The organism is Mycobacterium sp. NGS18 (assembly GCF_059813185.1).
The window spans coordinates 580048-603795 of record NZ_JCALEC010000001.1 but is presented as its reverse complement, the minus strand read 5'-3'; the positions used below and the strand labels follow the sequence as shown (position 1 = coordinate 603795).

The 23748-nt window shown below is 70.0% G+C and carries 27 protein-coding genes; 11 read left to right on the top strand and 16 right to left on the bottom strand.

The window, feature by feature from the left end:
• Positions 1–51: 51 nt before the first annotated feature.
• From AC5Y31_RS02990 to AC5Y31_RS02955, 8 genes are all read right to left on the bottom strand, one after another.
• Entirely contained in the window at positions 52–1143 is a 1092-nt protein-coding gene (locus AC5Y31_RS02990) for a methyltransferase (protein ID WP_499977924.1), read from the bottom strand.
• Positions 1144–1218: 75 nt separating this feature from the next.
• The gene (locus AC5Y31_RS02985) at positions 1219–2541 is read right to left on the bottom strand and encodes a DEAD/DEAH box helicase (RefSeq protein WP_499977922.1); all 1323 of its coding nucleotides are present in this window, start codon (positions 2539–2541) and stop codon (positions 1219–1221) included.
• Positions 2542–2808: 267 nt separating this feature from the next.
• Complete coding sequence (gene hflX, locus AC5Y31_RS02980) at positions 2809–4209, bottom strand: GTPase HflX (protein ID WP_499977921.1); 1401 nt, start codon at positions 4207–4209, stop codon at positions 2809–2811.
• Positions 4206–5084, bottom strand: a complete 879-nt coding sequence (dapF, locus tag AC5Y31_RS02975) for a diaminopimelate epimerase (protein WP_499977919.1) — start codon at positions 5082–5084, stop codon at positions 4206–4208. Before dapF ends, hflX begins: the two co-directional genes overlap by 4 nt.
• Before the next feature lie 4 nt (positions 5085–5088).
• Positions 5089–5994: a tRNA (adenosine(37)-N6)-dimethylallyltransferase MiaA gene (miaA, locus tag AC5Y31_RS02970; RefSeq protein ID WP_499977917.1), complete on the bottom strand. Its 906-nt coding sequence runs from the start codon at positions 5992–5994 to the stop codon at positions 5089–5091.
• On the bottom strand, positions 5991–6659 hold the full coding sequence (locus AC5Y31_RS02965) for a class III extradiol ring-cleavage dioxygenase family protein (protein WP_499977915.1): 669 nt from the start codon (positions 6657–6659) through the stop codon (positions 5991–5993). Before AC5Y31_RS02965 ends, miaA begins: the two co-directional genes overlap by 4 nt.
• 10 nt (positions 6660–6669) lie before the next feature.
• On the bottom strand, positions 6670–7587 hold the full coding sequence (locus AC5Y31_RS02960; RefSeq protein WP_065024006.1) for a DMT family transporter: 918 nt from the start codon (positions 7585–7587) through the stop codon (positions 6670–6672).
• A gap of 56 nt (positions 7588–7643) precedes the next feature.
• Positions 7644–8522 (bottom strand): DMT family transporter, encoded by an 879-nt coding sequence (locus tag AC5Y31_RS02955; protein WP_499977912.1) that lies wholly within the window; start codon positions 8520–8522, stop codon positions 7644–7646.
• A 356-nt stretch (positions 8523–8878) separates the two neighbouring features.
• Here AC5Y31_RS02955 and AC5Y31_RS02950 point away from each other — a divergent pair, with 356 nt between their 5' ends.
• From AC5Y31_RS02950 to AC5Y31_RS02940, 3 genes are all read left to right on the top strand, one after another.
• Positions 8879–10210, top strand: a complete 1332-nt coding sequence (locus AC5Y31_RS02950) for a DUF349 domain-containing protein (protein ID WP_499977911.1) — start codon at positions 8879–8881, stop codon at positions 10208–10210.
• A gap of 100 nt (positions 10211–10310) precedes the next feature.
• Positions 10311–10769 (top strand): SRPBCC family protein, encoded by a 459-nt coding sequence (locus AC5Y31_RS02945; protein WP_301635084.1) that lies wholly within the window; start codon positions 10311–10313, stop codon positions 10767–10769.
• Positions 10769–11449: a phosphodiesterase gene (locus tag AC5Y31_RS02940; RefSeq protein WP_499977909.1), complete on the top strand. Its 681-nt coding sequence runs from the start codon at positions 10769–10771 to the stop codon at positions 11447–11449. Before AC5Y31_RS02945 ends, AC5Y31_RS02940 begins: the two co-directional genes overlap by 1 nt.
• Here AC5Y31_RS02940 and AC5Y31_RS02935 read toward each other — a convergent pair.
• On the bottom strand, positions 11415–12020 hold the full coding sequence (locus AC5Y31_RS02935) for an Rv2732c family membrane protein (protein WP_065022960.1): 606 nt from the start codon (positions 12018–12020) through the stop codon (positions 11415–11417). The genes AC5Y31_RS02940 and AC5Y31_RS02935 overlap by 35 nt on opposite strands.
• A complete protein-coding gene (miaB, locus tag AC5Y31_RS02930; protein WP_301636295.1) occupies positions 12017–13510 on the bottom strand; it encodes a tRNA (N6-isopentenyl adenosine(37)-C2)-methylthiotransferase MiaB in 1494 nt (497 codons plus the stop codon). Before miaB ends, AC5Y31_RS02935 begins: the two co-directional genes overlap by 4 nt.
• A 68-nt stretch (positions 13511–13578) precedes the next feature.
• On the opposite strand from miaB, the gene AC5Y31_RS02925 reads away from it, so the two are divergent.
• The 5 genes from AC5Y31_RS02925 to AC5Y31_RS02905 all read left to right on the top strand — a co-directional run bounded on the left by AC5Y31_RS02925 (position 13579) and on the right by AC5Y31_RS02905 (position 16968).
• Complete coding sequence (locus AC5Y31_RS02925) at positions 13579–14328, top strand: amino acid ABC transporter ATP-binding protein (protein ID WP_065022959.1); 750 nt, start codon at positions 13579–13581, stop codon at positions 14326–14328.
• Complete coding sequence (locus AC5Y31_RS02920; protein WP_499977904.1) at positions 14328–15128, top strand: glutamate ABC transporter substrate-binding protein; 801 nt, start codon at positions 14328–14330, stop codon at positions 15126–15128. Before AC5Y31_RS02925 ends, AC5Y31_RS02920 begins: the two co-directional genes overlap by 1 nt.
• Positions 15125–15802, top strand: a complete 678-nt coding sequence (locus AC5Y31_RS02915; RefSeq protein WP_499977902.1) for an amino acid ABC transporter permease — start codon at positions 15125–15127, stop codon at positions 15800–15802. Before AC5Y31_RS02920 ends, AC5Y31_RS02915 begins: the two co-directional genes overlap by 4 nt.
• Complete coding sequence (locus AC5Y31_RS02910; RefSeq protein ID WP_499977899.1) at positions 15799–16683, top strand: amino acid ABC transporter permease; 885 nt, start codon at positions 15799–15801, stop codon at positions 16681–16683. Before AC5Y31_RS02915 ends, AC5Y31_RS02910 begins: the two co-directional genes overlap by 4 nt.
• 63 nt (positions 16684–16746) lie before the next feature.
• On the top strand, positions 16747–16968 hold the full coding sequence (locus AC5Y31_RS02905; protein ID WP_065022955.1) for an Rv1893 family protein: 222 nt from the start codon (positions 16747–16749) through the stop codon (positions 16966–16968).
• A gap of 3 nt (positions 16969–16971) precedes the next feature.
• On the opposite strand, the gene recX is transcribed toward AC5Y31_RS02905, so the two are convergent.
• The 3 genes from recX to AC5Y31_RS02890 form a co-directional block, all read right to left on the bottom strand.
• Positions 16972–17502, bottom strand: coding sequence for a recombination regulator RecX (gene recX / locus AC5Y31_RS02900; RefSeq protein WP_499978121.1), 531 nt, complete (start codon positions 17500–17502; stop codon positions 16972–16974).
• Positions 17468–18520, bottom strand: coding sequence for a recombinase RecA (gene recA / locus AC5Y31_RS02895; protein ID WP_207511577.1), 1053 nt, complete (start codon positions 18518–18520; stop codon positions 17468–17470). Before recA ends, recX begins: the two co-directional genes overlap by 35 nt.
• Before the next feature lie 161 nt (positions 18521–18681).
• Positions 18682–19914, bottom strand: a complete 1233-nt coding sequence (locus tag AC5Y31_RS02890; RefSeq protein ID WP_499977896.1) for an oxygenase MpaB family protein — start codon at positions 19912–19914, stop codon at positions 18682–18684.
• A 72-nt stretch (positions 19915–19986) separates the two neighbouring features.
• Between AC5Y31_RS02890 and AC5Y31_RS02885 the strand changes: the two genes are divergently transcribed.
• Positions 19987–20637: a TetR/AcrR family transcriptional regulator gene (locus AC5Y31_RS02885; RefSeq protein WP_499977894.1), complete on the top strand. Its 651-nt coding sequence runs from the start codon at positions 19987–19989 to the stop codon at positions 20635–20637.
• Here the strand turns inward: AC5Y31_RS02885 and AC5Y31_RS02880 are convergent.
• Complete coding sequence (locus tag AC5Y31_RS02880) at positions 20628–20822, bottom strand: DUF3046 domain-containing protein (protein ID WP_064855124.1); 195 nt, start codon at positions 20820–20822, stop codon at positions 20628–20630. The genes AC5Y31_RS02885 and AC5Y31_RS02880 overlap by 10 nt on opposite strands.
• A gap of 10 nt (positions 20823–20832) precedes the next feature.
• Positions 20833–22005: a glycosyltransferase gene (locus AC5Y31_RS02875; protein ID WP_499977889.1), complete on the bottom strand. Its 1173-nt coding sequence runs from the start codon at positions 22003–22005 to the stop codon at positions 20833–20835.
• Positions 22006–22047: 42 nt separating this feature from the next.
• Between AC5Y31_RS02875 and AC5Y31_RS02870 the strand changes: the two genes are divergently transcribed.
• Together AC5Y31_RS02870 and AC5Y31_RS02865 are read left to right on the top strand one after the other, a co-directional pair.
• Positions 22048–22488 carry a limonene-1,2-epoxide hydrolase family protein gene (locus AC5Y31_RS02870; protein WP_499977887.1) on the top strand — a complete coding sequence of 147 codons (441 nt, stop codon included), beginning with the start codon at positions 22048–22050 and terminating at the stop codon, positions 22486–22488.
• Positions 22489–22494: 6 nt separating this feature from the next.
• Entirely contained in the window at positions 22495–22908 is a 414-nt protein-coding gene (locus tag AC5Y31_RS02865; protein WP_065022948.1) for a DUF5313 domain-containing protein, read from the top strand.
• Here AC5Y31_RS02865 and pspM read toward each other — a convergent pair.
• Positions 22905–23747 (bottom strand): phage shock envelope stress response protein PspM, encoded by an 843-nt coding sequence (pspM, locus tag AC5Y31_RS02860; RefSeq protein WP_065022947.1) that lies wholly within the window; start codon positions 23745–23747, stop codon positions 22905–22907. The two genes, AC5Y31_RS02865 and pspM, sit on opposite strands and share 4 nt — an antisense overlap.
• Position 23748: the final 1 nt, after the last annotated feature.

Below are 23748 nucleotides of genomic sequence, written 5' to 3'. Positions count from 1 at the left end.
GACCAACCGGATGGTTGGTAGGTCATGGGCCCGCGCTGACCGCCCAAGTAGTCACACCGCCCGCGCCTCCACCACACTGAACGGCGACGCGGTCGGCACCACGCGCGTCATCGCAAACCCGGCCTGCTGGAGAAGACCGCGGTATTCGGCGGCGGTACGCTCGCGGGCCGCCGCCCCCACCAGCATCTCCAGGTCCGCCCACTTGCCCAAGAACTCCCGGTCGTGCTCGGGAATCACCAGTTCGACCAACAACGCCACCGCACCGGGCCGGGTCGCCGCCCGCACGTTCTGCAGAATCTGGGCGGCCTGCTCATCCGGCCAATCGTGGATGACGTTCTTGAGCAGGTAGGCATCCCCGCCGTTGGGGACCTGATCGAAGAACGATCCCGCGACGACGCGAACCCGGTCTGTCACCCGGTGCTCGGCCAGTAGCGCCGGGGCACCCGCGACGACGTGCGGCAGGTCGTACAACACACCGCGGGCGTGCGGAGCGGCCGCCAGGACTGCGGCCAGCAGCCGGCCGTGCCCGCCCCCGACGTCGACGATCGTCGGATAGCCACTGAAGTCGTAGGCCGACACCAGCGGTGCCACCGCCCACTCCGAGCCGCTGGTCATCGCCTGGTTGAACACCTCGGCAAGATCAGGCTCCTGCGCCAGGTAGTCGAAAGCAGGCATACCGCGTAGCTGCGGGATGACGGCTTTACCGGTCCGGACCGCGTCGGCCAGCAGGCTCCAATGCTCACGATGCTGCGGTGACCCGACGAACCGTGCCATGCCGGCCATCGACGGGAAACCGTCGCGGCGCAGGGTGTCGGCCAGCGCGTTCAGCTCATAGCGGCCGTCGCGGCGGCGGCGAAACACGCCGCGACTGATCAGTGCCCGCAGCAACCGGGCCAGCGCGTCGGGGTTCGCCCCGACTCTGCTCGCCAATTCTTCGATGGGCTGGGGGCCGTCAGCGAGGGCGTCGGCGACGCCGAGTTCGGCGGCCACGGTGATCGCCTGGGACATCCAGGCGGCGAGGATCATCTCCATCATCACCGCCGGCGCCGGCGCAAGCCGCTGATGGAGCCGGTATAGCCTGTCGCGGACCCGCTCGACGGCGCGGACCAGCCTGGGCGGCGGCAACCTGGTGGGTGCAGACATCCCTCGAGCAAACCCCTGCCGGGGACGGCGGCACTAGGGTAGCCGGCTACTTCACTTGGAGGTCTCCGGTGCGGATTACCGCGCGTCCGCACCGGTCCGGCGCGAACCGCCCCGCCGTGCCGGTCGCTGCGGGGCTCCCGGCGCCGCGGCACGACGCCGCCGGCCGCTGCCCGATCCGCGGTTCTTCGGCGACGCGGGACGCGGCGGTGGGGCCGCCTTGGGGGCGGGCATCTGCAACGGGGCGACCTCGCCGACCAACGCTTGCACCGGCACCGAGTCGACGCCGACCTGTTGCGGGGCGACGGTGATCCCGGCCCGGCGCAGCAGCACCTGGGTGTCCCTGCGCTGTTCGGGCAACACAACGGTGACCACGTCGCCGGCGCTGCCGGCGCGTGCGGTGCGACCCGAGCGGTGCAGGTAGGCCTTGTGTTCGGCCGGCGGGTCGACGTGGACCACCAGCTGCACCTCATCGACGTGCACGCCGCGCGCAGCGATGTCGGTGGCCACCAGCACTCGAGCCGCCCCGGTGCTGAACGCGGCCAGGTTGCGGTCCCGCGCGGGCTGAGACAGGTTGCCGTGCAGGTCCACTGACGGGATACCGGCCTCGGTCAGTTGCTTGGCGAGCTTACGGGCCTGATGTTTGGTGCGCATGAACAGGATTCGGCGGCCGGTGCCGGACGCCAACCGGTGCACCAGATCCTTTTTGTCCTGCGCCCCCGCGACGTGGAACACGTGATGGGTCATGGCCGGCGGCGGCGCGGCGATGTCATCGACCGAGTGCGACACCGGGTCGTGCAGGAAGCGCCGCACCAGCTTGTCCACCCCGTTGTCCAGGGTCGCCGAGAACAGCAGCCGCTGACCGGTGGCCGGCGTAGCGGCCAGAATCCGCGTGACGCCCGGCAGGAAGCCGAGGTCGGCCATGTGGTCGGCTTCGTCGAGCACGGTGATCTGCACGTCGTCCAGGCTGATCAGCTTCTGCTTCATCAGGTCTTCAAGGCGCCCCGGGCAGGCCACCACGATGTCGACGCCGCCGCGCAGCGCCGTCTCCTGCCGGCTCTGCGCCACCCCGCCGAAGATGGTGGTGACCGTCAAGCCGTAAGCCGCCGCAAGGGGTTTGACCGTCGCGGTGATCTGGGTGGCCAGCTCCCGGGTGGGCGCGAGTATCAGACCCGACGGCCGGTTCGGGTGTCGTCTGGTGTCGGCGAGCCTGGCTACCAAGGGAATTGAGAACGCCAGCGTCTTGCCGCTGCCCGTCTTTCCGCGGCCCAGCACGTCGCGCCCGGCCAGAGTGTCGGGCAGGGTACGGATCTGGATCGGAAACGGCGCGGTGATCTCGTTGTCGTGCAGCGCCGCCACCAGTGGTGCGGGCACGCCGAGGTCGGCGAAGGATGTGATCATGAGTGCGGTGCCTTTCCGGCATCGGTTGCGCTGCTCAAGCCGTAAGAGGTCGGGTGACTGGCGGCGCAAAGTGGCGAGATTGCCGGTGGGCAAAATCGATCGCCGCGAGAAGAGCTTGTGCTGGACGCACCGTCCACCGGATATCGGTGGTGAGTAAGCGTTCCACGACGTACCGGCGTCCTTGGACACCAGCGTTGATTGTGAGCCTAGCGCACCGGTGCGCGCAGCCCGAAACTTCTGTGACCGATCACACGCCGCGAACGGCTGCTACGCCTGGCCGAATTCGCGCAGGCTGGCGGCCAGCGCGGCGGGCACCCGCGCGCGAATCCGGGTGCCGCCGTCACCGTGCTCGGCCTGCTGCACCCGGCCGTGTTCGTGTACTCGGGCCACCAAATCACCACGGCCATAAGGGATGACGACATCCACCGCGGTATCGACCGGCGACACCAGCTCCCCCATCCGGCGGCGCAGCGCGTCGATGCCGTCGCCGGTGCGCGCCGAAACGAACACCGCGTCGGGCAACGCCCGGCGCAGCTGTGCCAACGCCAAGTCACCGGCGGAGTCAATCTTGTTGACCACCAGCAGTTCCGGGGCCGGCTGGCCGTCCCGCTCGGCGATCACCTCGGAAACCACCTGGCGGACCGCACTGATCTGACTCAGCGGTGCCGGATCGGAACCGTCGACGACATGGACCAACAGCTCGGCGTCGGCGACCTCCTCCAGCGTGGAACGGAAGGCTTCCACCAACTGGGTGGGCAGATGGCGAACGAAACCGACGGTGTCGGTCAGCACGAAAGGTCGATCGTCCTCGAAAAGCCCACGGCGCGTGGTGGGTTCCAGCGTGGCGAACAGTGCGTCTTGAACCAGCACCCCGGCGCCGGTCAGCGCGTTGAGCAGGCTGGACTTGCCGGCGTTGGTGTAGCCGACGATCGCGACCGAGGGGACGTCGCTATGCATGCGGCGGCTGCGCTGGGTGTCGCGCACCTGCTTCATCGCCTTGATCTCGCGGCGCAGCTTGGCCATCCGCTCCCGTATCCGGCGCCGGTCGGTTTCGATCTTGGTCTCGCCGGGGCCGCGCAGCCCCACCCCGCCGCCGCTGCCACCGGCCCGGCCACCGGCCTGTCGCGACATCGACTCGCCCCAACCACGCAGTCGCGGCAGCATGTACTGCATCTGCGCCAACGCCACCTGCGCCTTGCCCTCGGCGCTGGTGGCGTGCTGAGCGAAGATGTCCAGGATCAACGCGGTGCGGTCGATCACCTTGACCTTGACCGCCTTCTCCAGCGCGGTCAGCTGCGCCGGGGACAGCTCGCCATCGCAGATGACGGTGTCGGCGCCGGTGGCCAGCACCACCTCACGCAACTCGACGGCCTTCCCCGAGCCGATGTAGGTCGACGGGTCGGGCCGCTCACGACGCTGGATCAGCCCCTCGAGCACCTCGGACCCGGCGGTTTCGGCCAGCGCCGCCAGTTCCACCATGCTGGCGTCGGCCTCGGCGGCGCTGCCCTCCGTCCACACCCCGACCAACACCACCCGCTCCAGACGCAGCTGGCGGTATTCGACCTCGGAAACGTCGGCGAGCTCGGTGGACAGCCCCGCGACCCGGCGCAGCGCGGAGCGGTCGTCGAGGGCCAGTTCACCGGTGCTGGGGACCTCCGGATAGCTCACAGCGCCGCCCACCAGCTCGGTGCGATGTCACCGCGCGCCACCAGTTCCGACGGGCCGCGCAGATAGCTGGTGGCCTCGGTGACGGTGACGCTGACCTGTCCCCCGGGGATGTCGACGCGCAGCGTGCCGGTCGACGCGCCGCCGTGGGCCAACGCGGCCACCGCGGCGGCCACCGTCCCGGTGCCGCAGGACCGGGTCTCCCCCACCCCGCGTTCGTGCACCCGCATCGACACCGCGCCGTCGCGGGCGGCGGTCAGGATCTCCACGTTGACGCCGTCGGGGAACTGGGCGGGGTCGAAGGACACCGGTGCGGCCACGTCCAGGGCAGCCAGTTCGGCGACCGACAGCCCCTGGTCCACACACGCCAGGTGTGGGTTGCCGACGTCGACGCCCAGGCCGGCGAAGCGCCGCCCGCCGACGATGGCCTCGAAAGCCGGCCCTCCGCTGCCGAGCAGGTTCGGCTTGCCCATGTCGACGGTGACCTCAGCCCGCACCGCGTCGGCGTGGTGCACGGTCACCGGACGCGGCCCGGCCAGCGAGCCGACGACGAACTCGTCGGCCGATTCCAGGCCGGTGGCCCGCAGGTAGTGGGCGAACACCCGAACCCCGTTGCCGCACATCTCGGCCACCGAGCCGTCGGCGTTGCGGTAGTCCATGAACCAGTCCTCGGCGGCCACCCCTTCTGGCAGGTGCTGCAGCACCCCGGCGCCTACGGCCGCCCCGGCCGTGGTCACCCGCAGCAGGCCATCGGCGCCCAGACCGCGGCGCCGGTCACACAGCGCGGCCACCGCGGCAGCCTTCAGATCCAGTTCCACGCCCAGGTCCGGCAATACGACGAAGTCGTTCTGGGTGCCGTGGCCCTTGGCGAAAAGCATGTGCTCAGGATACGTGCCGCCACGCGGCCAGCGCCGCGTCGAGCAGACCGTCGGCGGCACTGTCCAACCAGGTGATGCGGTGATCGCGGCGAAACCAGGACCGCTGGCGGCGCACATAGCGGCGGGTGCCGATGAAGGTCGGCTCTCGGGCGCCGGAACCGTCACCGCCCGCATCGAGGTCGGCAATCACCTGGGCATAGCCCAGGGCCCGGGCGGCGGTGACCCCGTCGCGCAACCCGGACGCCAACAGCGTCGCGACCTCAGTGACCAGTCCGCGGGCGAACATCGTGTCGGTGCGGGCGGCCAGCCGTTCATCGAGAAGACTTGTGTCGCAATCCAATCCGATGATCACCGTGTCCCAGCGTGGGTCGCCGATAGTGGGCGCCGAAGCGGCGAACGGCCGCCCGGTCAGCTCCACCACCTCCAGCGCCCGCACGATGCGCCGGCCGTCGGTGGGCAGGATCGCCGACGCCGCGGCCGGGTCGGCGACGGCCAGCTCGGCGTGCAACGCCGCCACGCCGGCCTCGGTCAGTCGCTGCTCGTAGCGGGCCCGCACCGCCGGGTCGGTGGCCGGAAACGACCAGTCGTCGAGCAGCGCCTGCAGGTAGAGCATCGACCCGCCGACGATGATCGGGACCGCGCCGCGGCCCGCGATCGCCTCGACGTCTTCGGCTGCGGCCTGCTGATAGCGGGCCACGGTCGCGGTCTGGGTGACGTCGAGGACGTCGAGTTGGTGGTGCGCGATGCCCCGTCGTTCCGTCGGCGACAGCTTGGCGGTGCCGATGTCCATGCCGCGGTAGAGCTGCATGGCGTCGGCGTTCACGATCTCCGCGCCGAGCCGTTCGGCCAGGTCCAGCGCGAGCTGCGACTTGCCGGTGCCGGTGGGCCCCACGACCGCGATCGGCCTCACGGCTCCCAGACCCCGACGAAGTAGCCGACGCCGTAGGGGGCGTCGCGGTAGAGCTGTGTGGCAGTGCGCGGCGGGGTTTCGACCAGGCCGGCCAGCGCCGCGAATGCCGCCCGCCCGACGATCTGCGGCGGCAAGTCGGCCAGTGCGGCGACGTCGCCGGCGGCCAAGGCGTCGTCGAGGGCGCGCTGAACGCCGACGTCTTCGGGGTGGTGCCCGCCGGGCGCGGCCGCGGTCAGGGTGTTGGCGCCGTCGGCCAGCACCAGCACCCCGATCGGCTCCGGTGACTGCTCGATTTGGGCACGTAGCCGCCTGCCGGCGGCCAGCGCGGCGGCCGGGTCGGTGTGGGCGTGAACCATCACCGAGGTATCCGGCCGCAACTGCCCGCGCATCCAGCCGGCGACCAGGACACCCAACGGCAGGTCGGCCGGTCGCTCGACGCCCGGGGCCAGGCGCACCGCCACGTCGGCGCCGAATCCGGCGAAACTGCCGGCAGTGTCCGGGCCGAATACGCCGTCGGCTCCGGCACCCAACGCCACCCAGCGCGGCGGCAGCGATGCGGCTGCGGCCAGCGCCGCGGCCCGCAGCTCGGCCGCCTCGGGGGCGGTACCGGCCAGTTCGGGCACCAGCACCGGCGCCGACGGCACGATCGCTATCGGTCCCAGCACGAGACCCCGGCTAGCTCGTCGGTGACGCCACCGGTGTGGCCCGGTCGGCGCCTCCGGCGTCGGCGACGATGGTGGCGGCCTCACCCCTGGCCAAGGCCGCCGTCGCGATGACGATCAGCACCACCCCGATGATCACGGCGGCGTCTTCGATCCCGCCGGCCTGAATGTGCTCGTTGAGCAGCAGCACCCCCAGTGCGCTGGCCACCAGCGGCTTGGCCACCGTCATCGTCGGCATCGAGGCGGTCAATGCGCCGGCGCGGAACGCCGACTGCTGGAAGATCATTCCGGCCAGCGTCGCTATCAGCCAGGGCACCACCACGGGCGACTCCAGCGCGTTTTCCACACCCTCGGCCTTGATCATCTCCACGAGCACTTTTGTCAGCAACGCGAACACCGCCAGCGAGGTACCGGCCACCACGGCCAGCAGCACCGCGGCTGCCGGCCGGCCCCGGAGTCGGCGGGCGGCCACCGCGCAGGCCAGCAGCAACGTGACCACCACCACCGACACCGTGATCCAGGTAGCCGCCGGGGCGTGCTGTTTGCCCTCGGTCGGATCCCCGACGATCACCACCACGGCCAACGCCGCGGCCAGCACGATCGCCCACATCCATTCCCAGTTGGTCACCCGGCGGTGGGTCAACCAGGCATACATCGGCAGCGCGAACAGCAGCGCGGTCACCTGCAGCCCGGTCACCAGGATCACCGAACCCACGGCCAATGCCGCCGCTTGCAGGGCGTAGTTGGCCACCGCCGCCGCGCCGCCGCCCCACCATTTCGGGTCGCGCAGCGACAACCAGAACAGCTTCAGGTGACCGACCTGCTGGTCGGTGATCTCCTGCGCGGACCGCTGGCGGATCACGTCGCCGGTAGCCGACGCCAGCGCGGCGCACAGTGCGAGCAGCGCCGCGATGACATTCCCTGTCGACATGACCCTCCCTACAATCGCGCAAGAATACCGTCCGGCGGCGTGGCAACCGGGCAACGCTACGCCGCGGGGGCAGCCGCATCGTCGTCGACCACCGCCTCGCCTCGCGACAACACCGCGACCGCGACGACCAGCATGACCAGCGCCGCGGCCAGCAGGAACCCGCCGCTGCGGCCGGGCCGGACCACCTCACCGAGCAACGCCACGCCCAGCGCCGCAGCCACCGTCGGCTCCAGCACCGTCATCGTCGGCAACGAGGCGGTCAGTGCTCCGGCGCGAAACGACGACTGCTGAAACACGGTACCTGCCACCGCGAGCGCCGCCCACGCGTATAGCTCCGGCGAGCTCACCAGCGGCCGCAGTCCGTCGCCGATCAACTCGACGAGTCCCTTGGTCAGCACGGCGACGACGCCCCAGGAGATGGCCGACGCCGCCGCGAGCAGCACCGCCTCGACCCGCCCGGGCCAGACGCGCGCCCCCACCAGGCACAGCACTACCGCCGGACCCAGCACTGCGATCACCCAGATCCAGGTGTCGAACGAGGCGCGGGCCTGCCCTGCGGTGGGGTGACCGACGGTGATGATCACGGTTTCGGCGGCGACCAACAGCGCCGCCCACATCCAGACCGACCGGCCCAGTCGCCGGCCGGACTGCCGCGCACTGAGCGGCAGAGCGAACAGCAACGAGGTCACCAGCAGCGACTCCACCAGCAGCACCGAGCCCAGCCCGAGCGCGGCGGCCTGCAGGACGAAACCCACCGCGGCCACCCCGCTGCCCACCCACCAGCGCCGGTCGGCCAGCAAGCGAGCGAACAGCGCAAGGTGGCCGATCGACTCGTCGGCGACCCGGTGGGCGCTGCGCTGGTGGATCACATCGCTGATCGCGACGAAGAGCGCCGCGGCGAGTGCGAGCAAGACGACGACGGTCTCTTTCGCCACTGGCGGACTCCTCAAAGCCTGCGGTATCCCAGTGACACCCGTCGGCGATCGAACAGGTTACCGCCCGGCCCCTACGGCGGCCCCAGCTTCGCCTCTCCTCCGTCGAGCCTCGCTGAACCGCCCGGCCCCAACGGCGGCCCCAGCTTCGCCTCTCCTCCGTCGAGCCTCGCTGAACCGCCCGGCCCCAACGGCGGTCCCAGCTTCGCCTCTCCTCCGTCGAGCCTCGCTGAACCGCCGAGTTAGCGGCACAGCGTGGCGGGTACCTGCTTGAATACGCTTGGATACTTCTAGAGGCAAGGCGCCGCGGTGCGCGGCAGGTGCGCGGGTCTCCCGCGAAGGGTGAGGTGACGACAGCGATGACTATCGACAGCGGTTCCTCCGCCCCACCTCCTCGCCCGGGCCCGCGTCCGGGCCCGCGTCCCGGTCCCAAGCCGGGTGCCCGCCCCGGCCCGGTGATCGCCGGCCCGCCGGCCAGCGATCCGCACCGCTTCGGACGGGTCGACGACGACGGCACGGTGTGGCTGATCACCTCGTCCGGCGAGCGGCAGATCGGCTCGTGGCAGGCCGGCGACCCCGAGGCCGCGTTCGCGCACTTCGGCCGGCGGTTCGACGACCTGAGCACCGAGGTGACCCTGCTCGAGGAGCGGCTGGCCTCCGGAAGCGGCGACGCCCGCAAGATCAAGGCGTCCGCGGCGGCGCTGGCCGAGACGTTGCCGACGGCAAGTGTTCTCGGTGACGTGGACGCGCTGGCGGCACGCATCGCCACGGTCGGCGAGCGTGCCGGCGCCGCCGCCGCCGCCAACCGGGCACAGCGCGATGAGCAGCGGGCCGCCGCGACCGCCCGCAAGGAGGCACTGGCCGCCGAGGCCGAGGAGCTGGCCGCGAATTCGACGCAGTGGAAAGCCGCCGGCGACCGGCTGCGCACCATCCTCGAGGAGTGGCGCACGATCACCGGCCTGGACCGCAAGACCGACGACGCGCTGTGGAAGCGCTACGCGGCGGCCCGGGACGGCTTCAATCGCCGGCGCGGGTCGCACTTCGCCGACCTCGACCGCGGACGTGCCGGGGCGCGCGAGGAGAAGGAACGGTTGTGCAAACGCGCCGAGGAGCTGGCCGGCTCGACGGACTGGGCGGTCACCAGTGCCGCGTTCCGGGAGCTGCTCAACACCTGGAAGGCGGCCGGGCGGGCCAGCAAGGATCTCGACGAGGCGCTGTGGCAGCGGTTCAAGGCCGCCCAGGACACGTTCTTCACCGCGCGCAATGCCGCCAACGCCGAACGCGACGCCGAACTGGTGGCCAATGCCACGGCGAAAGAGGCGCTGCTGGCCGAGGCCGAGCGGATCGACCCGGCCAACCAGAATGCGGCACGCGCCGCGCTGCGGTCGATCGTCACCAAGTGGGACGCGACCGGCAAGGTGCCCCGGGAGCGCTCCGCCGAGCTGGAGCGGCGGTTGCGGGCGGTGGAGAAGAAGGTCCGGGATGCCGGCGCCGCCGCCGAGGCGTCCGTGGTGGATCCCGAGGCCGAGGCCCGCGCTGCCCAATTCCGTACCCGCGCCGAACAATTCGAACGTCAGGCGCAAAAGGCCCAGGCCGCCGGCCGGGACAAGGAGGCTGCGGAGGCCACCGCCAGCGCCGAGCAGTGGCGGCAATGGGCGCAGGCCGCCGAGCAGGCGCTCAACCGGCGCTGACCCGGCGCTGACCCGGCGATGTTTGGCGCTCGGGTGCACCGGGCTAACCCCACAGTGACAACAACCGTCTCACTGGCGACCATCTCACTTGGGGGTAACTATGGCCAGCAACATCACCGCCGCACTCGACGTCAAGCGACCGATCCGCACGGTCTACAACCAGTGGACCCAGTTCGAGTCGTTCCCGCTGTTCATGGAGGGCGTTGAGCGGATCCAACAGCGCGACGACACCCACCTGCACTGGACGATCAAGGTCGGGCCAGCGACCCGCGAGTTCGACGCGACGATCACCGAACAGCACCCCGAAGAACGGGTGGCCTGGCGATCCGACAGCGGCCCCCGGCACGGCGGCGTGGTCACATTCCACAAGATCGACGAGGACACCACTCGGGTGACCACCCAGATGGACATCGACCCGGACGGTGTCGTGGAGAACGTCGCCGACAAGCTGAACATCCTCGACCACCGTGTCCACGCGGATCTCAAGCGGTTCAAAGACTTCATCGAGAACGTGCCCGCCGAAACCGGCTCGTGGCGCGGAGACGTGCCGCGCCGCTGATGGACCCGGCCGCGCAGGTGTTTCGCTGGGGCGCCGCGGCGCGGTCCCGGCGGGTGTTTCATCCCACCGGGGTGTTGGCGACCGGCTTTCTCGAGCGGATCGCACCCGCCGACGAGGGCCTTCCGCTGGCCTCGTCGGAGGTCGTCGCTCGGATCTCCAAGGGCGCGGGCACCCCGGGGCCGCTGCCCGACGCGATCGGACTGGCCCTGCGGGCGCCGGGCCCCTGGGACATCCTGCTGGTGTCAGCGGGTTCGGGGGCCGTGGGCCGGGCGGTCGGGTTGCGGCCCGTCGTGTCGTGGGCGGGCCTGACGATGACCACGCTCATGCCGCTGGGCTACCGCGACAGCACGTGGTGGTTGCGGGCACGGCTGAGCACGCCGGTCCACGGCTTCGGAGTGGCGCTGGGCAGCATCGGCGATCAGATCGAGCGGGACCGGGTCTGCTTCGACCTCGACCAGGCCCGCGGCACCGCGGGATTTCGCCCGCTGGCCCGGCTGGTGCTCACCGGCCTCGATCACGGCGAGGACGTGTCATTCGATCCGGTTGTCAACACCGCACCGGGGGTGCACCTGCGGCCCCGGTGGCTCGCCGAACTGCGGGCCCAGGCCTATCGCGGCAGCCGCGACGGCAGGGACGCGCCGGCGGCTAGTCGCGCGGCGGCTGGTCCTCAGGAGGCCTGAGCTCGTCGAGCAGGCCCAGGACCTGGCGCTGCGCGGTGTTGCGGCGGCGCTCCTCTTCGGCGGCCAACTGCAGCGCGGTGCGCGACCACACCACCCGGGCCCAATGAAACGTCAGCACGATCAGCGTGACCCAGGCCAGGATGAGCCCGAAACCGGGGCCCGGATGGCCTTGGGCCACGGTCTGCCGGGACCACACGGCCAGCAGGCCGGCCACGCTGCCCACCGCTGAGCCCGCCAGCGCCACCCACGCCACCGTCCAGCGGCGGGTCAGCAGGGCCAGCATCGAGAACCCGGCGCCGAACACCAGCGCGAGCCACATGAACAGGCGCGAAGGCAGCGACACCATTGCCTCGTCGGCGCCATTGGTGGCGAACAGCACGTCCCAGCCCCGCACCGCCCCGGTGTGCGGCAGCAGAAACGATCCCAGCAGCACGAACACGCCGATCGCGACGACCAGGCCCCTACCGCCGGGGTCGATTTCGCTGGCCACCCGGCGCTCCGCGGCTTCGATGTCGGCCCGGTAGGCCTCGAAGTCCCCGTGCTCCCCGGCGTTGTCGGCTCGGCCGTTCACCGCGCGGCTCCCGGCATCTTCGGCATGCCCAGCCCGACCCCGGGCGGGGGCCCGGCCGCGATGTCGCCCGCCTTGGTGCGGCGGTGGCTCAGCAGATCCCCGTCGGCCAGCAGGTGATGCGGTGCCGCGCCGGTCACGGTCGTGGTCACCACGTCACCGGGACGCACCTGCGCGCCGCCCGGGACGAAGTGCACCAGCCGGCCGTCGCGGGCCCGGCCGCTCATCCGCGCCGTCTGCGCGTCCTTGCGCCCCTCCCCGACCGCCACCAGCAGTTCGACGGTGCGGCCGATCTGCGCCTGGTTCTCTTCCAGCGAGATCTGCTCCTGCAGTTCGATCAGCCGGTCGTAGCGTTGCTGGACAACCTCTTTGGGGAGCTGATCCGGCAACTCGGCGGCCGGCGTGCCGGGACGCTTGGAGTACTGGAAGGTGAACGCGGCGGAGAATCGGGCCGCGGCCACCACCTCCAGGGTCTCGGCGAAGTCCTGCTCGGTCTCGCCCGGGAATCCGACGATCAGATCGGTGGTGATCGCTGCATCCGGAATGGCGGCCCTGACCCGGTCGAGGATGCCCAGGTAGCGCTCGGCCCGGTAGGAGCGGCGCATCGCCCGCAGCACCGCATCCGAGCCGGATTGCAGCGGCATGTGCAGCGTGGGACAGACGTTGCGGGTCTGCGCCATCGCCTCGATGACGTCGTCGGTGAACTCGGCCGGGTGTGGGGAGGTGAACCGGACCCGCTCCAAGCCCTCGATGTCGCCGCAGGCCCGCAGCAGCGACGCGAACGCGCCGCGGTCGCGGGGTAACTCCGGGTCGGCGAACGAGACACCGTAGGCGTTGACGTTCTGGCCCAGCAGCGTCACCTCGAGAACGCCCTGGTCGGCCAGTGCGGCGACTTCGGCGAGAATGTCGTCGGGGCTGCGGTCCACTTCGCGGCCCCGCAGCGACGGCACGATGCAAAAGGTGCAGCTGTTGTTGCAGCCCACCGAGATGGAAACCCAGGCCGCGTAAGCCGATTCCCGTGCCGCCGGCAGCGACGACGGGAACTCCCGCAGCGAGTCGATGATCTCGACCTGGGCTTGCCGGTTGTGCCGGGCCCGCTCCAGCAGCACCGGCAGTGAACCCAGGTTGTGGGTGCCGAACACGACGTCCACCCACGGCGCCCGGCTGAGCACACCGTCCTTGTCTTTTTGGGCCAGGCAGCCCCCGACCGCGATCTGCATGTCCGGGTTGCTGCGCTTGTTCGGCGCCAGGTGGCTCAAGTTGCCGTACAGCTTGTTGTCGGCGTTCTCGCGCACCGCGCAGGTGTTGAACACCACCAGGTCGGCGTCGGAGCCCGCGGCGGCGCGGCGGTAACCGGCCTGTTCGAGCATGCCGGCGATGCGTTCGGAGTCGTGAACATTCATCTGACAGCCGTAGGTACGCACCTCATAGGTGCGCAGCTGTTCGGAAATCACCGGCGAACTCACCCGGACTATGGTACGGCCGCCGGCGATGAGCGGATCGATCGGATTGATCAAGACCGGGTACGGCGGCGGGCGCCTCCTGGGTAGGGTCGACTGCCATGACCAGCGGCGGGCCGCCCATGATCGCCATCCGGGACGTCAACAAGTACTTCGGCAACCTGCATGTGCTCGCCGACATCAGTCTCGACGTCGCCCGCGGCGAGGTGGTGGCGATCCTCGGCCCGTCGGGCTCGGGCAAGTCGACGCTGTGCCGCACCATCAACCGCCTAGAAACCGTCGACTCGGGCACCATCGCCATCGACGGTCAGCCGTTGCCGGCCGAGGGCGCCGCCCTGGCCCGGCTGCGCGCGCAGGTCGGGATGGTGTTCCAGGCGTTCAATCTGTTTCCGCACAAGACCATCCTCGACAACGTCACACTGGCACCGATGAAGGTGCACAAGACCCCGCGGGCCGAGGCCCAGCGCAGGGCGATGGCACTGCTGGAGCGGGTCGGCGTCGCCGATCAGGCCGGCAAACACCCCGCCCAGTTATCCGGCGGTCAGCAGCAGCGGGTGGCGATCGCCCGCTCGCTGGCGATGAACCCCAAGGTGATGCTGTTCGACGAGCCGACCAGTGCGCTGGACCCGGAGATGATCAGCGAGGTGCTGGCGGTGATGAGCTCACTGGCCGAGGACGGGATGACGATGGTGGTGGTGACCCACGAGATGGGTTTCGCCCGCCGCGCCGCCGATCGGGTGGTGTTCATGGCCGACGGCGCCATCGTCGAGGACGCCGCCCCGGCAGAGTTCTTCTCCGACCCGAAGTCCGCGCGCGCCAAAGACTTTCTCACCAGAATTCTCGACCACTGATGCGCGCACCGCGGCTGTTGCATGTGCTGGCCGCCGCTGTGGCGGTGGCGTCGTTGTCGGTCGCGTGCACCGCCCACGACAGCGGCAAGATCACCATCGGGGTCAAGTTCGACCAGCCCGGGTTGAGCGTCAAGAAGCCGGACGGCACGCTCGGCGGGTTCGACGTGGACGTGGCCCGTTACGTCGCGGGCGCCTTGGGCTACCCGCCGCAGCGCATCGCCTGGCTGGAAGCCCCGTCCGGCCAACGCGAGATGCTGCTGCGCAACGGCCAGGTCGACTATGTGGTCGCCACCTATTCGATCACCGATTCGCGACGGCAAAAAGTCGACTTCGCCGGTCCCTACCTGCTGGCCGGGCAGTCCCTGCTGGTGCGCGCCGACAACACCGACATCACCGGCACCGCGTCGCTGCAACGCCACAAGAAGCTGTGCTCGGTGTCGGGATCCACTCCGGCCCAGCGGATCAAGGACCGCTATCCCGGCGTGCAGTTGCAGCGCTATGACACCTACTCGGCGTGCGTGGAGGCGTTGCGCAACAATGCGATCGACGCGGTGACCACCGACGACGTGATCCTGGCCGGGTACGCCGCCCAGAGCCCCGGGGCGTTCAAGCTGGTCGGTGGGCGGTTCTCGGAAGAGAAGTACGGGATCGGCGTGGGTAAGGGCAACGACGTTCTGCGGCAGCGGATCAACGACGCGCTCGAGCAGATGGAACGCGACGGATCCTGGCGGGCGGCGTTCGTCGACAACTTCGGCGCCGCCGGGTTCGCGGTGCCCGATCCGCCGCCGATCGAGCGATGATGTTCGCCGAGTATCGCGGCCAGATTTTTCAGGCCTTCACCGTCACCGTCGAGTTGGCGGTGCTATCCGGGATTTTCGCTCTGATCCTGGGCACCGGGTTGGCCGCGATGCGACTGGCTCCGGTGCCGGCGCTGCGGTGGCTCAGCGCCGGCTACGTCCACCTGGTGCGCAACACCCCGCTGACGCTGCTGTTGCTGCTGTGCTCGTTCGGCCTGGCCCAGACGCTGGGCGTGACCCTGAGCGATCCGCGCTCCCCGACGTCGATCGATGACAGCAACTTCCGGCTCGCGGTGCTCGGACTGGGGATGTACACGGCGTCGTTCGTGAGCGTGGCGCTACGTGCCGGCGTCAACACCGTCGGGATCGGACAGGCCGAGGCGGCCCGGTCGCTCGGACTGAGCTTCGGGCAGAATCTTCGAATCATCTTGTTGCCCCAGGCGTTTCGGGCGGTGATCATTCCGCTGGGCTCGGTGCTGATCGCTTTGACGAAGAACACCACCCTGGCCTCGGCGATCGGGGTCGCCGAGGCGGCACTGCTGATGAAGTCGATGACCGAGAACACCGCGGCGCTGATCGCGGTGGGCGCCATCTTCGCGGCCGGATTCGTCGTGCTCACCTTGCCGCTGGGCCTGCTGTTCGGGTACCTGGGCCGGCGCTGGGCGGTGACGCGATGAGCGCGGCCGCGTCGTCAACGGTGCTGTTCGACGCGCCCGGGCCGCGCGCCCGCGTTCGCCACCGCGCCATGTCGGTGGCCACGGTGCTGGCCGCGGCGTTGCTGGCCTGGCTGGTGTTTTCGCGACTGTCCGCCAAGGGCCAGCTGACCGCCGAGAAGTGGGCGCCGTTTTTGACCGCCGATCTGTGGCGGACCTACGTGCTGCCCGGGGTGGTGGGCACGCTGACCGCAGCGGCCTGGTCGATCGGGCTGGCGCTGGTCCTGGGCGTCGGCCTCGGGGTCGGCCGGTTGTCGGGGCTGCGGCCGCTGCGCTGGAGTTGTGCGGTGGTGGTGGAGTTCTTCCGGGCGATTCCGGTGCTGATCATGATGATCTTCGCCTACTTCGTCTATGGCGTGCTGGACGTGTTCCCGCCGCAGCAGCTCGCCCTGGCCGGAGTGGTCACCGGCCTGACGCTCTACAACGGCGCTGTCATCGCCGAGATCGTGCGCGCCGGGGTGCACGCCCTGCCCGCCGGGCAATCCGAGGCGGCCGCCGCGCTGGGCCTGAGCTGGGGCCGCTCCATGCGGCTGGTGCTGTTGCCGCAGGCCGTCACCACCATGCTGCCGGTGCTGGTCTCCCAACTGGTGGTGGCGCTCAAAGACACCGCGATCGGCTACCAGATCACGTTCGTGGAAATGGTGCGTCAGGGCACGGTGGTCGGTTCTCAGTACAGCAATTACCTCCCGGCGCTGTTGGTGATCGCGGCGCTGATGATCACCGGAAACCTGGCGTTGTCGGCCGGCGCCATCGCACTGGAGCGCCGGCTGCGCCGCTCGCGGCACAGCCCGTTGGAGGCGGCCACGATCGAGCCGGAGGGCACCCCCGGAGCCCAGGTCGTCTAGGCACTGCGCGGGCTTGGCTGGGCGTCTAGAGTCGGACCCACCAGCTAGCGACAGGAGACTCTGATGGCTCTCACCCCCAAGGACGCCTTCAATGCCGCCCGCGACATCGCCACCCACGCTGTCGAGAAGGCCTCTGACATCGTCGAGGACGCCGGCGACATCATCCGCGGGGACGTCTCCGGCGGCGTCAGTGCGATCGTCCAGGATTCCATGGAGATCGCCACTCATGCGGTCGAGCGGACCAAGGAAGTCTTCACCGACAAAAACGAGGTCGACGAGGTCTGAGCCCTAGACCCGCCGGCGCTCCCGCTCGGCAGCCAGCTCGTCACAGACCACGTCGTAGGCCATCGACGGGCTGTAGCCGCGGCGGGCCAGCATCGCCACCAGCCGCCGGGTGACGCGCATGTCGTCCTCGCCGAGGGTTTCCCGACGGAGTTTGCCAACCACCAGCTGTTCAGCCCGTGCACGCTCGGCGCCGGCGTCGATATCGGCCAGCGCCCCGGCGATCACTTCCTCGGCGACGCCTTTGGTGCGCAGCTCGGCAGCCAACACCTTTTTGCCCTTGCCCGCGTATTCGCGCCGGGAGCGCACCCACTGCTCGGCGAAATCGACGTCGTCGATCAGGCCGGCCTTGGCCAGCCGGTCCAGCACCCGGGCGCTGACATCGTCGGGGTAGCCGCGTTTGCTCAGCTGACCGGCGAGCTCGGCGCGGGTGCGAGCCCGCGCGGTGAGCAGGCGAAGGCACAGTGACTTCGCCTGCTCCTCACGCTTGGGTTCGGCCGGCTCAGAAGTCGACGGGAGCGGGCAGGACGTCATCAGCCAAACCATCGGTCAGCACGGCACCGATGCCGAGCTTCTCTTTGATCTTCTTCTCGATCTCGTTGGCCACGTCGACGTTCTCCAGCAGGTAATTACGGGCGTTCTCCTTGCCCTGCCCGAGCTGTTCACCGTCGTAGGTGAACCAGGAACCGGACTTGCGGATGAAGCCCTGATCCACACCCATGTCGATCAGCGAGCCCTCACGGCTGATGCCCCGGCCATACAGGATGTCGAACTCAGCCTGCTTGAACGGCGGGCTGACCTTGTTCTTGACCACCTTGACCCGGGTGCGGTTGCCGACCGCGTCGGTGCCGTCTTTGAGCGTTTCGATCCGCCGGACGTCCAGGCGCACCGAGGCGTAGAACTTCAAAGCCTTTCCGCCCGTGGTCGTTTCGGGAGAGCCGAACATCACACCGATTTTTTCCCGCAGCTGGTTGATGAAGATCGCGGTGGTGCCCGAATTGTTCAGCGCGCCAGTCATCTTCCGCAGCGCCTGGCTCATCAGCCGGGCCTGCAGACCGACGTGGCTGTCCCCCATCTCGCCCTCGATCTCCGCGCGCGGCACCAGGGCGGCCACCGAGTCGATGACCAGGATGTCCAGCGCGCCGGAGCGGATCAGCGTGTCAGCGATCTCCAGCGCCTGCTCACCGGTGTCGGGCTGAGACACCAGCAGTGAATCGGTGTCCACACCGAGCTTCTTGGCGTACTCGGGGTCCAGCGCGTGCTCGGCGTCGATGAACGCCGCGATCCCGCCGGCCGCTTGGGCGTTGGCCACCGCGTGCAGCGCCACCGTGGTCTTACCGGAGGACTCCGGTCCGTAGATCTCGACGACCCGGCCGCGGGGCAGACCACCGATGCCCAGCGCTACGTCCAGGGCGATCGACCCGGTCGGGATGACCGAGATCGGTTGACGCACCTCGTCGCCGAGGCGCATCACCGAGCCTTTGCCGAAGTTCTTGTCGATCTGGGCCATCGCCAGTTCGAGTGCTTTCTCGCGGTCAGGTGCTTGCGCCATGATGTCTCTCCTGTGGTTCGGTGTTCGGTTGACCGGTTCTCGGTCGGTTGGCCGTGACGCTAGCGATAGGGTCCGACAACCCGGCGAACTCTCTCCACAGTAGGCGAACGGGTGTTCGAATCAAGTCAGACACGCGGTGTGTCGGCGTGTCGAATTCCGGCGGCTTACGCCACCCGCATCACGTGCGCCGAGGCCCCGATGGCGGTGTCCTCATCGCCCACCATGGTGCGCATGAACTCCACCTGCTCACGGCGCCCGCGCAGCGCCGCGCGGTCCAGCCCACCGGGCAGGATCAGCGCCGCAAGACTGCGAGCCAGGTTCACCGGCATCCGCACCAGCGGATACCACGGCAACACGAACACCGGCAAGCCCAGCTTGTGCATCGCGCGCGGCCCCAAAAAGCTGCTGGTCATCGAGAGGTGCTGGGCCCGTGCGATCCGGCGCCGCAGGCCGGGCAGGGCGCTGAAGTGCCATTGCAGCGGGTCGTCGGCCATCGGGCCGGCCAGCTGCTTGGTGGTCTCGTCGGGCGCGGAGAGCGCACCCAGGGTCTGGTAGAGGATGCGGACGCCGTCGCGGAAGCTGCCCGGCAGCCAGTCGTCGCGGACGCCCATCAGCCACCCGACGTAGCGGGTCAGGTGGGCGATGTCCTCGAGTTCGCTCGGCGACAACACGATTCCCAGTCCCAGCCCGGCCGCGGGTGGTGCGATCAACGCGCCCACCAGGGTGGCGGCCATGTCGGTCTGGTTGACCGGCAGCCCCCATTCGTCGCTGCGCCAGTCCGGCAGGCCGGCCACGTGCCGGCGCACGTACTCGTGGATCAGCCGGACCCGGATGGTGGCCTGATAGCCGACACCGAACGGCTCCAATCCCCCGTCACCGGTGACGTCCATCGCCCACTGCAGGGTCTCGGCGAACCGCTTGTTCGAGCCCTTCTCCAGCACGCCGGTGCGCAGCAGAGTCTTGTTGAACGAGGAGAACTGGTAGCCGCCCAGGAAGGACACGTCGCGGGCGATGTAGGTGCCATCGGCACCGCCTCGGCGCAGGGCGCGCTGCCCGCGGCGCACCCGCGCCATGTCGACCCAGTCCGGGATCGGCTCGAACTCCCCGAAGAACTCGCGCAGCGGCTGCGGGGCGTCGGGCACCGAAGCCAGCCCGTCGGCGAGGATCCGATCGAAGACCGCCCGCGCCTCCTTGACCCCGGACATCCACTCGACCAGCCGTTGCATCGGCTCGTCCCCGGCGGTCAGGTCCGCACCGATCTGGCGCCACCGTTCCGGCGTGGGCTTGGCGATCGCCAACACCCCGGCCAGCATCCGGATGCTGGCCGGGATCGCACCCGGCGCGTCCGGATGGCGGGTCGGGATGGCCACGACGGGCCCCACTACGGGTGACGTCATCGGCTAAGCCTCCTGCGCACATTTTGGATAACGGCCGTGTTCCAAACTTAAGCCGCAGGTAGGGTGATGTCAATGAAACGCCCGGGCGTGGTGCGCGACTACGGCGGCATCAGCGCGGTCGACCGCCGCGCCGAACGCCGGGGCAAACTGCTGGCCGCGGGCCGCCGGATCTGGGGTGAATCCGGCCTCAGCGAAGTCACCGTCCGCGGCGTCTGTACCGCCGCGGGGCTGATCCCGCGCTACTTCTACGAACAATTCAGTAATCGGGACGCGTTGCTGTTCGCCGTCTCCGACGACGTCCGTGACCAGCTGCTCGAAGCGATGGTCACCGCCGGCGTCGGTGATCCCGGCACGCTCACCGACAAGCTGCGGTCGGCGCTGACGGCCTTCCTCGACCTCATCGCCGCGGACCCCTACATTCACCGCATCGCCACCAGCGACCTGTCCGCCGTCCCCGGACTCAACGAGCACCGCGCGCGCATCCTGGATCTGATCACCGATTCGATCGTCGAGCACGCTCCCGGCGTCCTCGACGGCAAACCTCCGTCGCCTGCGGAGTTACGCCGCGGCGCCTTATTCATCGTCGGCGGCGTCAATCAGATCATCGAAGCCTGGCTGGCCGACCCCGTCGAGTCCCCCGCCGAACTGGCTGCCCTCTGCTCGGACCTGTCCGTGGCCCTGGTCCGCAGCATCGTGGCACCGCACGACCACTCTCACCATTGATCGCGGGGGACGTCGAAGTCCGCGCACAGCGCCCACCACACATCGCGGGGCTCCACCCCGTCCTCGATCGCCTGCGCAGCGGTCCGGCCACCCACCGCGGCCAGCACGTGGTCGGTCAGCACCGTGGCGCCGTAGGCCGCACCGAAACGCAGCGTTACCCGCTCGTGGAATTCGGTCAGGCGCACTCGTCCCAACCTACTCAGCGCGCGAAAGTATCTCGTGACACACCTGCACCGGGTCGGCCACCTCGGCGGCGCCCTCGGCGGCCCGTCGTGCGGCGTCGCGGTAACTAGGTGAGGCCAGCACGGCACGCACCGCCTCGGCCAGTGCGGCCGGGCTCAGTGGCCGGATCAGCCGGCCGCTGCCCTGGCGCACGATGCGGTTGGCGATCTCCCATTGGTCGCCTCCGCCCGGCACCACCACCAGCGGCAGTCCGGCCAGCAGCGACTTGGCCACCATGCCGTGCCCGCCGCCGCAGATCACCAGATCGGCGCGGCTGAGCAGCTCGTCCTGGCGCCCCAGACCGGCCACGGCCCACGGCGGCAGGGGCAACTCGGGGCCGTTCAGCCGCGACACCGCGATCCGGGCGTCCGCCGGCAGCGCGTCGCCGGGCACCAGGTGCTGCACCGCCAGCTCGGCCAGCCCGGCGGCACCGGTCGACGCCGTGGACGGCGCCACCACCACCAGCGGGCCCGAGCCCGGCGGCACCGCGAGCAGCTCTTCGGTCGGCTCGAAGTGCAGCGGCCCGACCACGACGGCCTCGGCGGGCCAGTGCGGCCGGGGCACCTCGAGGGCCGGCAGCGTGGCGATCAGGCGCCGCACCGGCCCGGGATCGCGCTCCGGCAGGCCGATGCCCGCCCGGGCCTCGGCGCGCTGGCGCAGACCGGTTCGCACCGATCGTGCGGTCAGCGACCGCATCACCGCGTCGCGCAGCCGGCCCCGCACCCCGCGGCCGGGAGCCAGCCCGCTGCCGATCGGCGGCAGGCCCTTGGACGGCAGGTACAGCGGATGCGGACTGAGCTCGACCCACGGGATGCCGAGCAGTTCGGCGGCCATTCCGCCGCAGGCGGTGATCACGTCGGAGACCACCAGGTCCGGGGCCAGGTCCCGCAGCTGCTCGCGGTTCTGCTGCGCCATGCGGGCCGCCCGCCGGTGCAGCTTCTCCCCGTCGTCGGCGTCGTCGTCGTCGCTGGTGGCATCGAGGCCGAGCAGCTCGGCGGCGTCCACCCCGGCGGCGCGCGCGGTGGCGAGCCACTGCACCCCGGTCAGCAGCGTCGGCGCGTCCCCAGCCGCGACGAAGCGCCGGCACAACGCGATCGCCGGGAACGCGTGGCCGGGGTCGGGCCCGGCGACTACCACGATGCGCATCGGCCTACCGTGCCACAGGCCGGCGGGCCTAGGCTGGGAGGCATGACCGAACCGAGTGTCCAGCAGACCGCGACGGCCGACAATGTCCGCACGGTGGAGACGTTCCTCGATGCCCTCGCCGACGATGATCTCGACACCGCGGCGGCCGCACTCGCCGAGGACGTGGTGTATCAGAATGTCGGGTTGCCGACCATCTACGGCCGCAGCGCCACCATCGGGGTGTTCCGCCGGATGGCGAGCCGGGCGGCCTTCGACGTGAAAATCCACCGCATCGCTGCTGACGGCGCGGCGGTGCTCACCGAGCGCACCGATGCGCTGACCTTCGGTCCGCTGCGTCTGCAATTCTGGGTGTGCGGGGTGTTCGAGGTCCACAACGGGCGTATCACGTTGTGGCGCGACTACTTCGACTTCTTCGATATGTTCAAGGCGACGCTGCGGGCGGTGGCGGCGACCGTCTTTCCCGCGCTACGCCCGACCTTGTAGGCCGTATTGACCACCCGCCGACGACCCAACGCAATCCAATATCTCCGGTACTGCTACGGCCGCCCGCTGCCGCCGGAGATGCGGGACTGGGTTCGCAACGACCTGGCCGGCCCCGGCGCCACCATCCGGATGATCATGCGCGCCGTCGTGCCGACGACGCTGATCCTGATCCCGTTCTGGCTGTTGCCGACAGACTTCATGACGCACGTGAGCATGACGTTTCCGATCTGGTTCATGGCGATCCTGTTCTCGCATGCGCTCAACAAGGTGTGGCGCAAGCACATGCTGCGGATGCACGGCCTCGACCCGGAGCTCGCCGACGCACGCAAGCGCGAGCGCGATGCCCACATTCACCGGTCCTACGCCGAACGCTACGGCGCGCGGCCGGAATCAGTCGATCAGCGAAGCGACGACATCTAGATTCGGGGCAGCTCGGCGAGCTCGTCGAACGCCTGCGCCCAGCCCAGCATGCGGTCGGTCGCGGTGGTCAGCTCCTCGCGGTAACGCTGCTGCGACATCGGCGAATTCATCGGATCGCCGGTCGGCGTGGATGAGCTGTCGTTCGCCGATGCGACCAGTTGCGCTGCGGCGGTCACCATTTCGTTGTACTGGCGAACGCCGGCACTCAACTGTGCGGTGAACGCATTGATCGTCGGCACCAGGTATTCGCGCGATTGCGCGCTGTGTTGCACGGCGCGCTCCATCGACACCACCTGGGCGGCGGTGGCCGCCATCGTCGACGCGGCCCCGTTGACGGCGGCGGTCAGTTCGGTGATCTCACCGGCGGGCAGCAACCGGCCGCGCTCCAGTACGCCCAGCAGCGACACCATGCCGCGCTCGGAGGCGCCCAGCGCATACATCGCCGGTCGCGCCGCCGACCCGGGCGGCGGCAGGCGCCGCGCGGTGACGGTGCGCGCCGCGGGCAGTGGCACCGAGCGCAGCCAGCGGTACCGCAGCAACAGCAGCGTTGCCGGCGCGGCCGCACCCGCGGCGACCAGCCCGGTGATCAGCAGCACCCACCACGGGGTGGCCCAGGACGCCAGGACAGCCGTCACAGCCAACCAGAACCCGCAGGCGGCACCGAAGAGCACTCCCAAACGCAGCGCCCACCGACGCTTGCGCAGCAATCTGGCCCGTGGGTCGGCGATCGCACCCAGCTTGTCGGCCAGGACGTCGGCAGCTTCGCTGGCACGGTCGACGGCGCGCTGAAGTAGGGCGCCCCGGCTCCGGCCTCGCAGCCCTCCGACTCTCACGGCCATC

Coding starts and splice junctions, on each gene's coding strand:
- AC5Y31_RS02990 (WP_499977924.1), bottom strand. CDS start 1,143: ATGTCTGCACCCACCAGGTTGCCGCCGCCCAGGCTGGTCCGCGCCGTC.
- AC5Y31_RS02985 (WP_499977922.1), bottom strand. CDS start 2,541: ATGATCACATCCTTCGCCGACCTCGGCGTGCCCGCACCACTGGTGGCG.
- dapF (WP_499977919.1), bottom strand. CDS start 5,084: ATGCTTTTCGCCAAGGGCCACGGCACCCAGAACGACTTCGTCGTATTG.
- AC5Y31_RS02960 (WP_065024006.1), bottom strand. CDS start 7,587: ATGTCGACAGGGAATGTCATCGCGGCGCTGCTCGCACTGTGCGCCGCG.
- AC5Y31_RS02950 (WP_499977911.1), top strand. CDS start 8,879: ATGACTATCGACAGCGGTTCCTCCGCCCCACCTCCTCGCCCGGGCCCG.
- AC5Y31_RS02945 (WP_301635084.1), top strand. CDS start 10,311: ATGGCCAGCAACATCACCGCCGCACTCGACGTCAAGCGACCGATCCGC.
- AC5Y31_RS02940 (WP_499977909.1), top strand. CDS start 10,769: ATGGACCCGGCCGCGCAGGTGTTTCGCTGGGGCGCCGCGGCGCGGTCC.
- AC5Y31_RS02925 (WP_065022959.1), top strand. CDS start 13,579: ATGACCAGCGGCGGGCCGCCCATGATCGCCATCCGGGACGTCAACAAG.
- AC5Y31_RS02920 (WP_499977904.1), top strand. CDS start 14,328: ATGCGCGCACCGCGGCTGTTGCATGTGCTGGCCGCCGCTGTGGCGGTG.
- AC5Y31_RS02915 (WP_499977902.1), top strand. CDS start 15,125: ATGATGTTCGCCGAGTATCGCGGCCAGATTTTTCAGGCCTTCACCGTC.
- AC5Y31_RS02910 (WP_499977899.1), top strand. CDS start 15,799: ATGAGCGCGGCCGCGTCGTCAACGGTGCTGTTCGACGCGCCCGGGCCG.
- AC5Y31_RS02905 (WP_065022955.1), top strand. CDS start 16,747: ATGGCTCTCACCCCCAAGGACGCCTTCAATGCCGCCCGCGACATCGCC.
- AC5Y31_RS02890 (WP_499977896.1), bottom strand. CDS start 19,914: ATGACGTCACCCGTAGTGGGGCCCGTCGTGGCCATCCCGACCCGCCAT.
- AC5Y31_RS02885 (WP_499977894.1), top strand. CDS start 19,987: ATGAAACGCCCGGGCGTGGTGCGCGACTACGGCGGCATCAGCGCGGTC.
- AC5Y31_RS02875 (WP_499977889.1), bottom strand. CDS start 22,005: ATGCGCATCGTGGTAGTCGCCGGGCCCGACCCCGGCCACGCGTTCCCG.
- AC5Y31_RS02870 (WP_499977887.1), top strand. CDS start 22,048: ATGACCGAACCGAGTGTCCAGCAGACCGCGACGGCCGACAATGTCCGC.
- pspM (WP_065022947.1), bottom strand. CDS start 23,747: ATGGCCGTGAGAGTCGGAGGGCTGCGAGGCCGGAGCCGGGGCGCCCTA.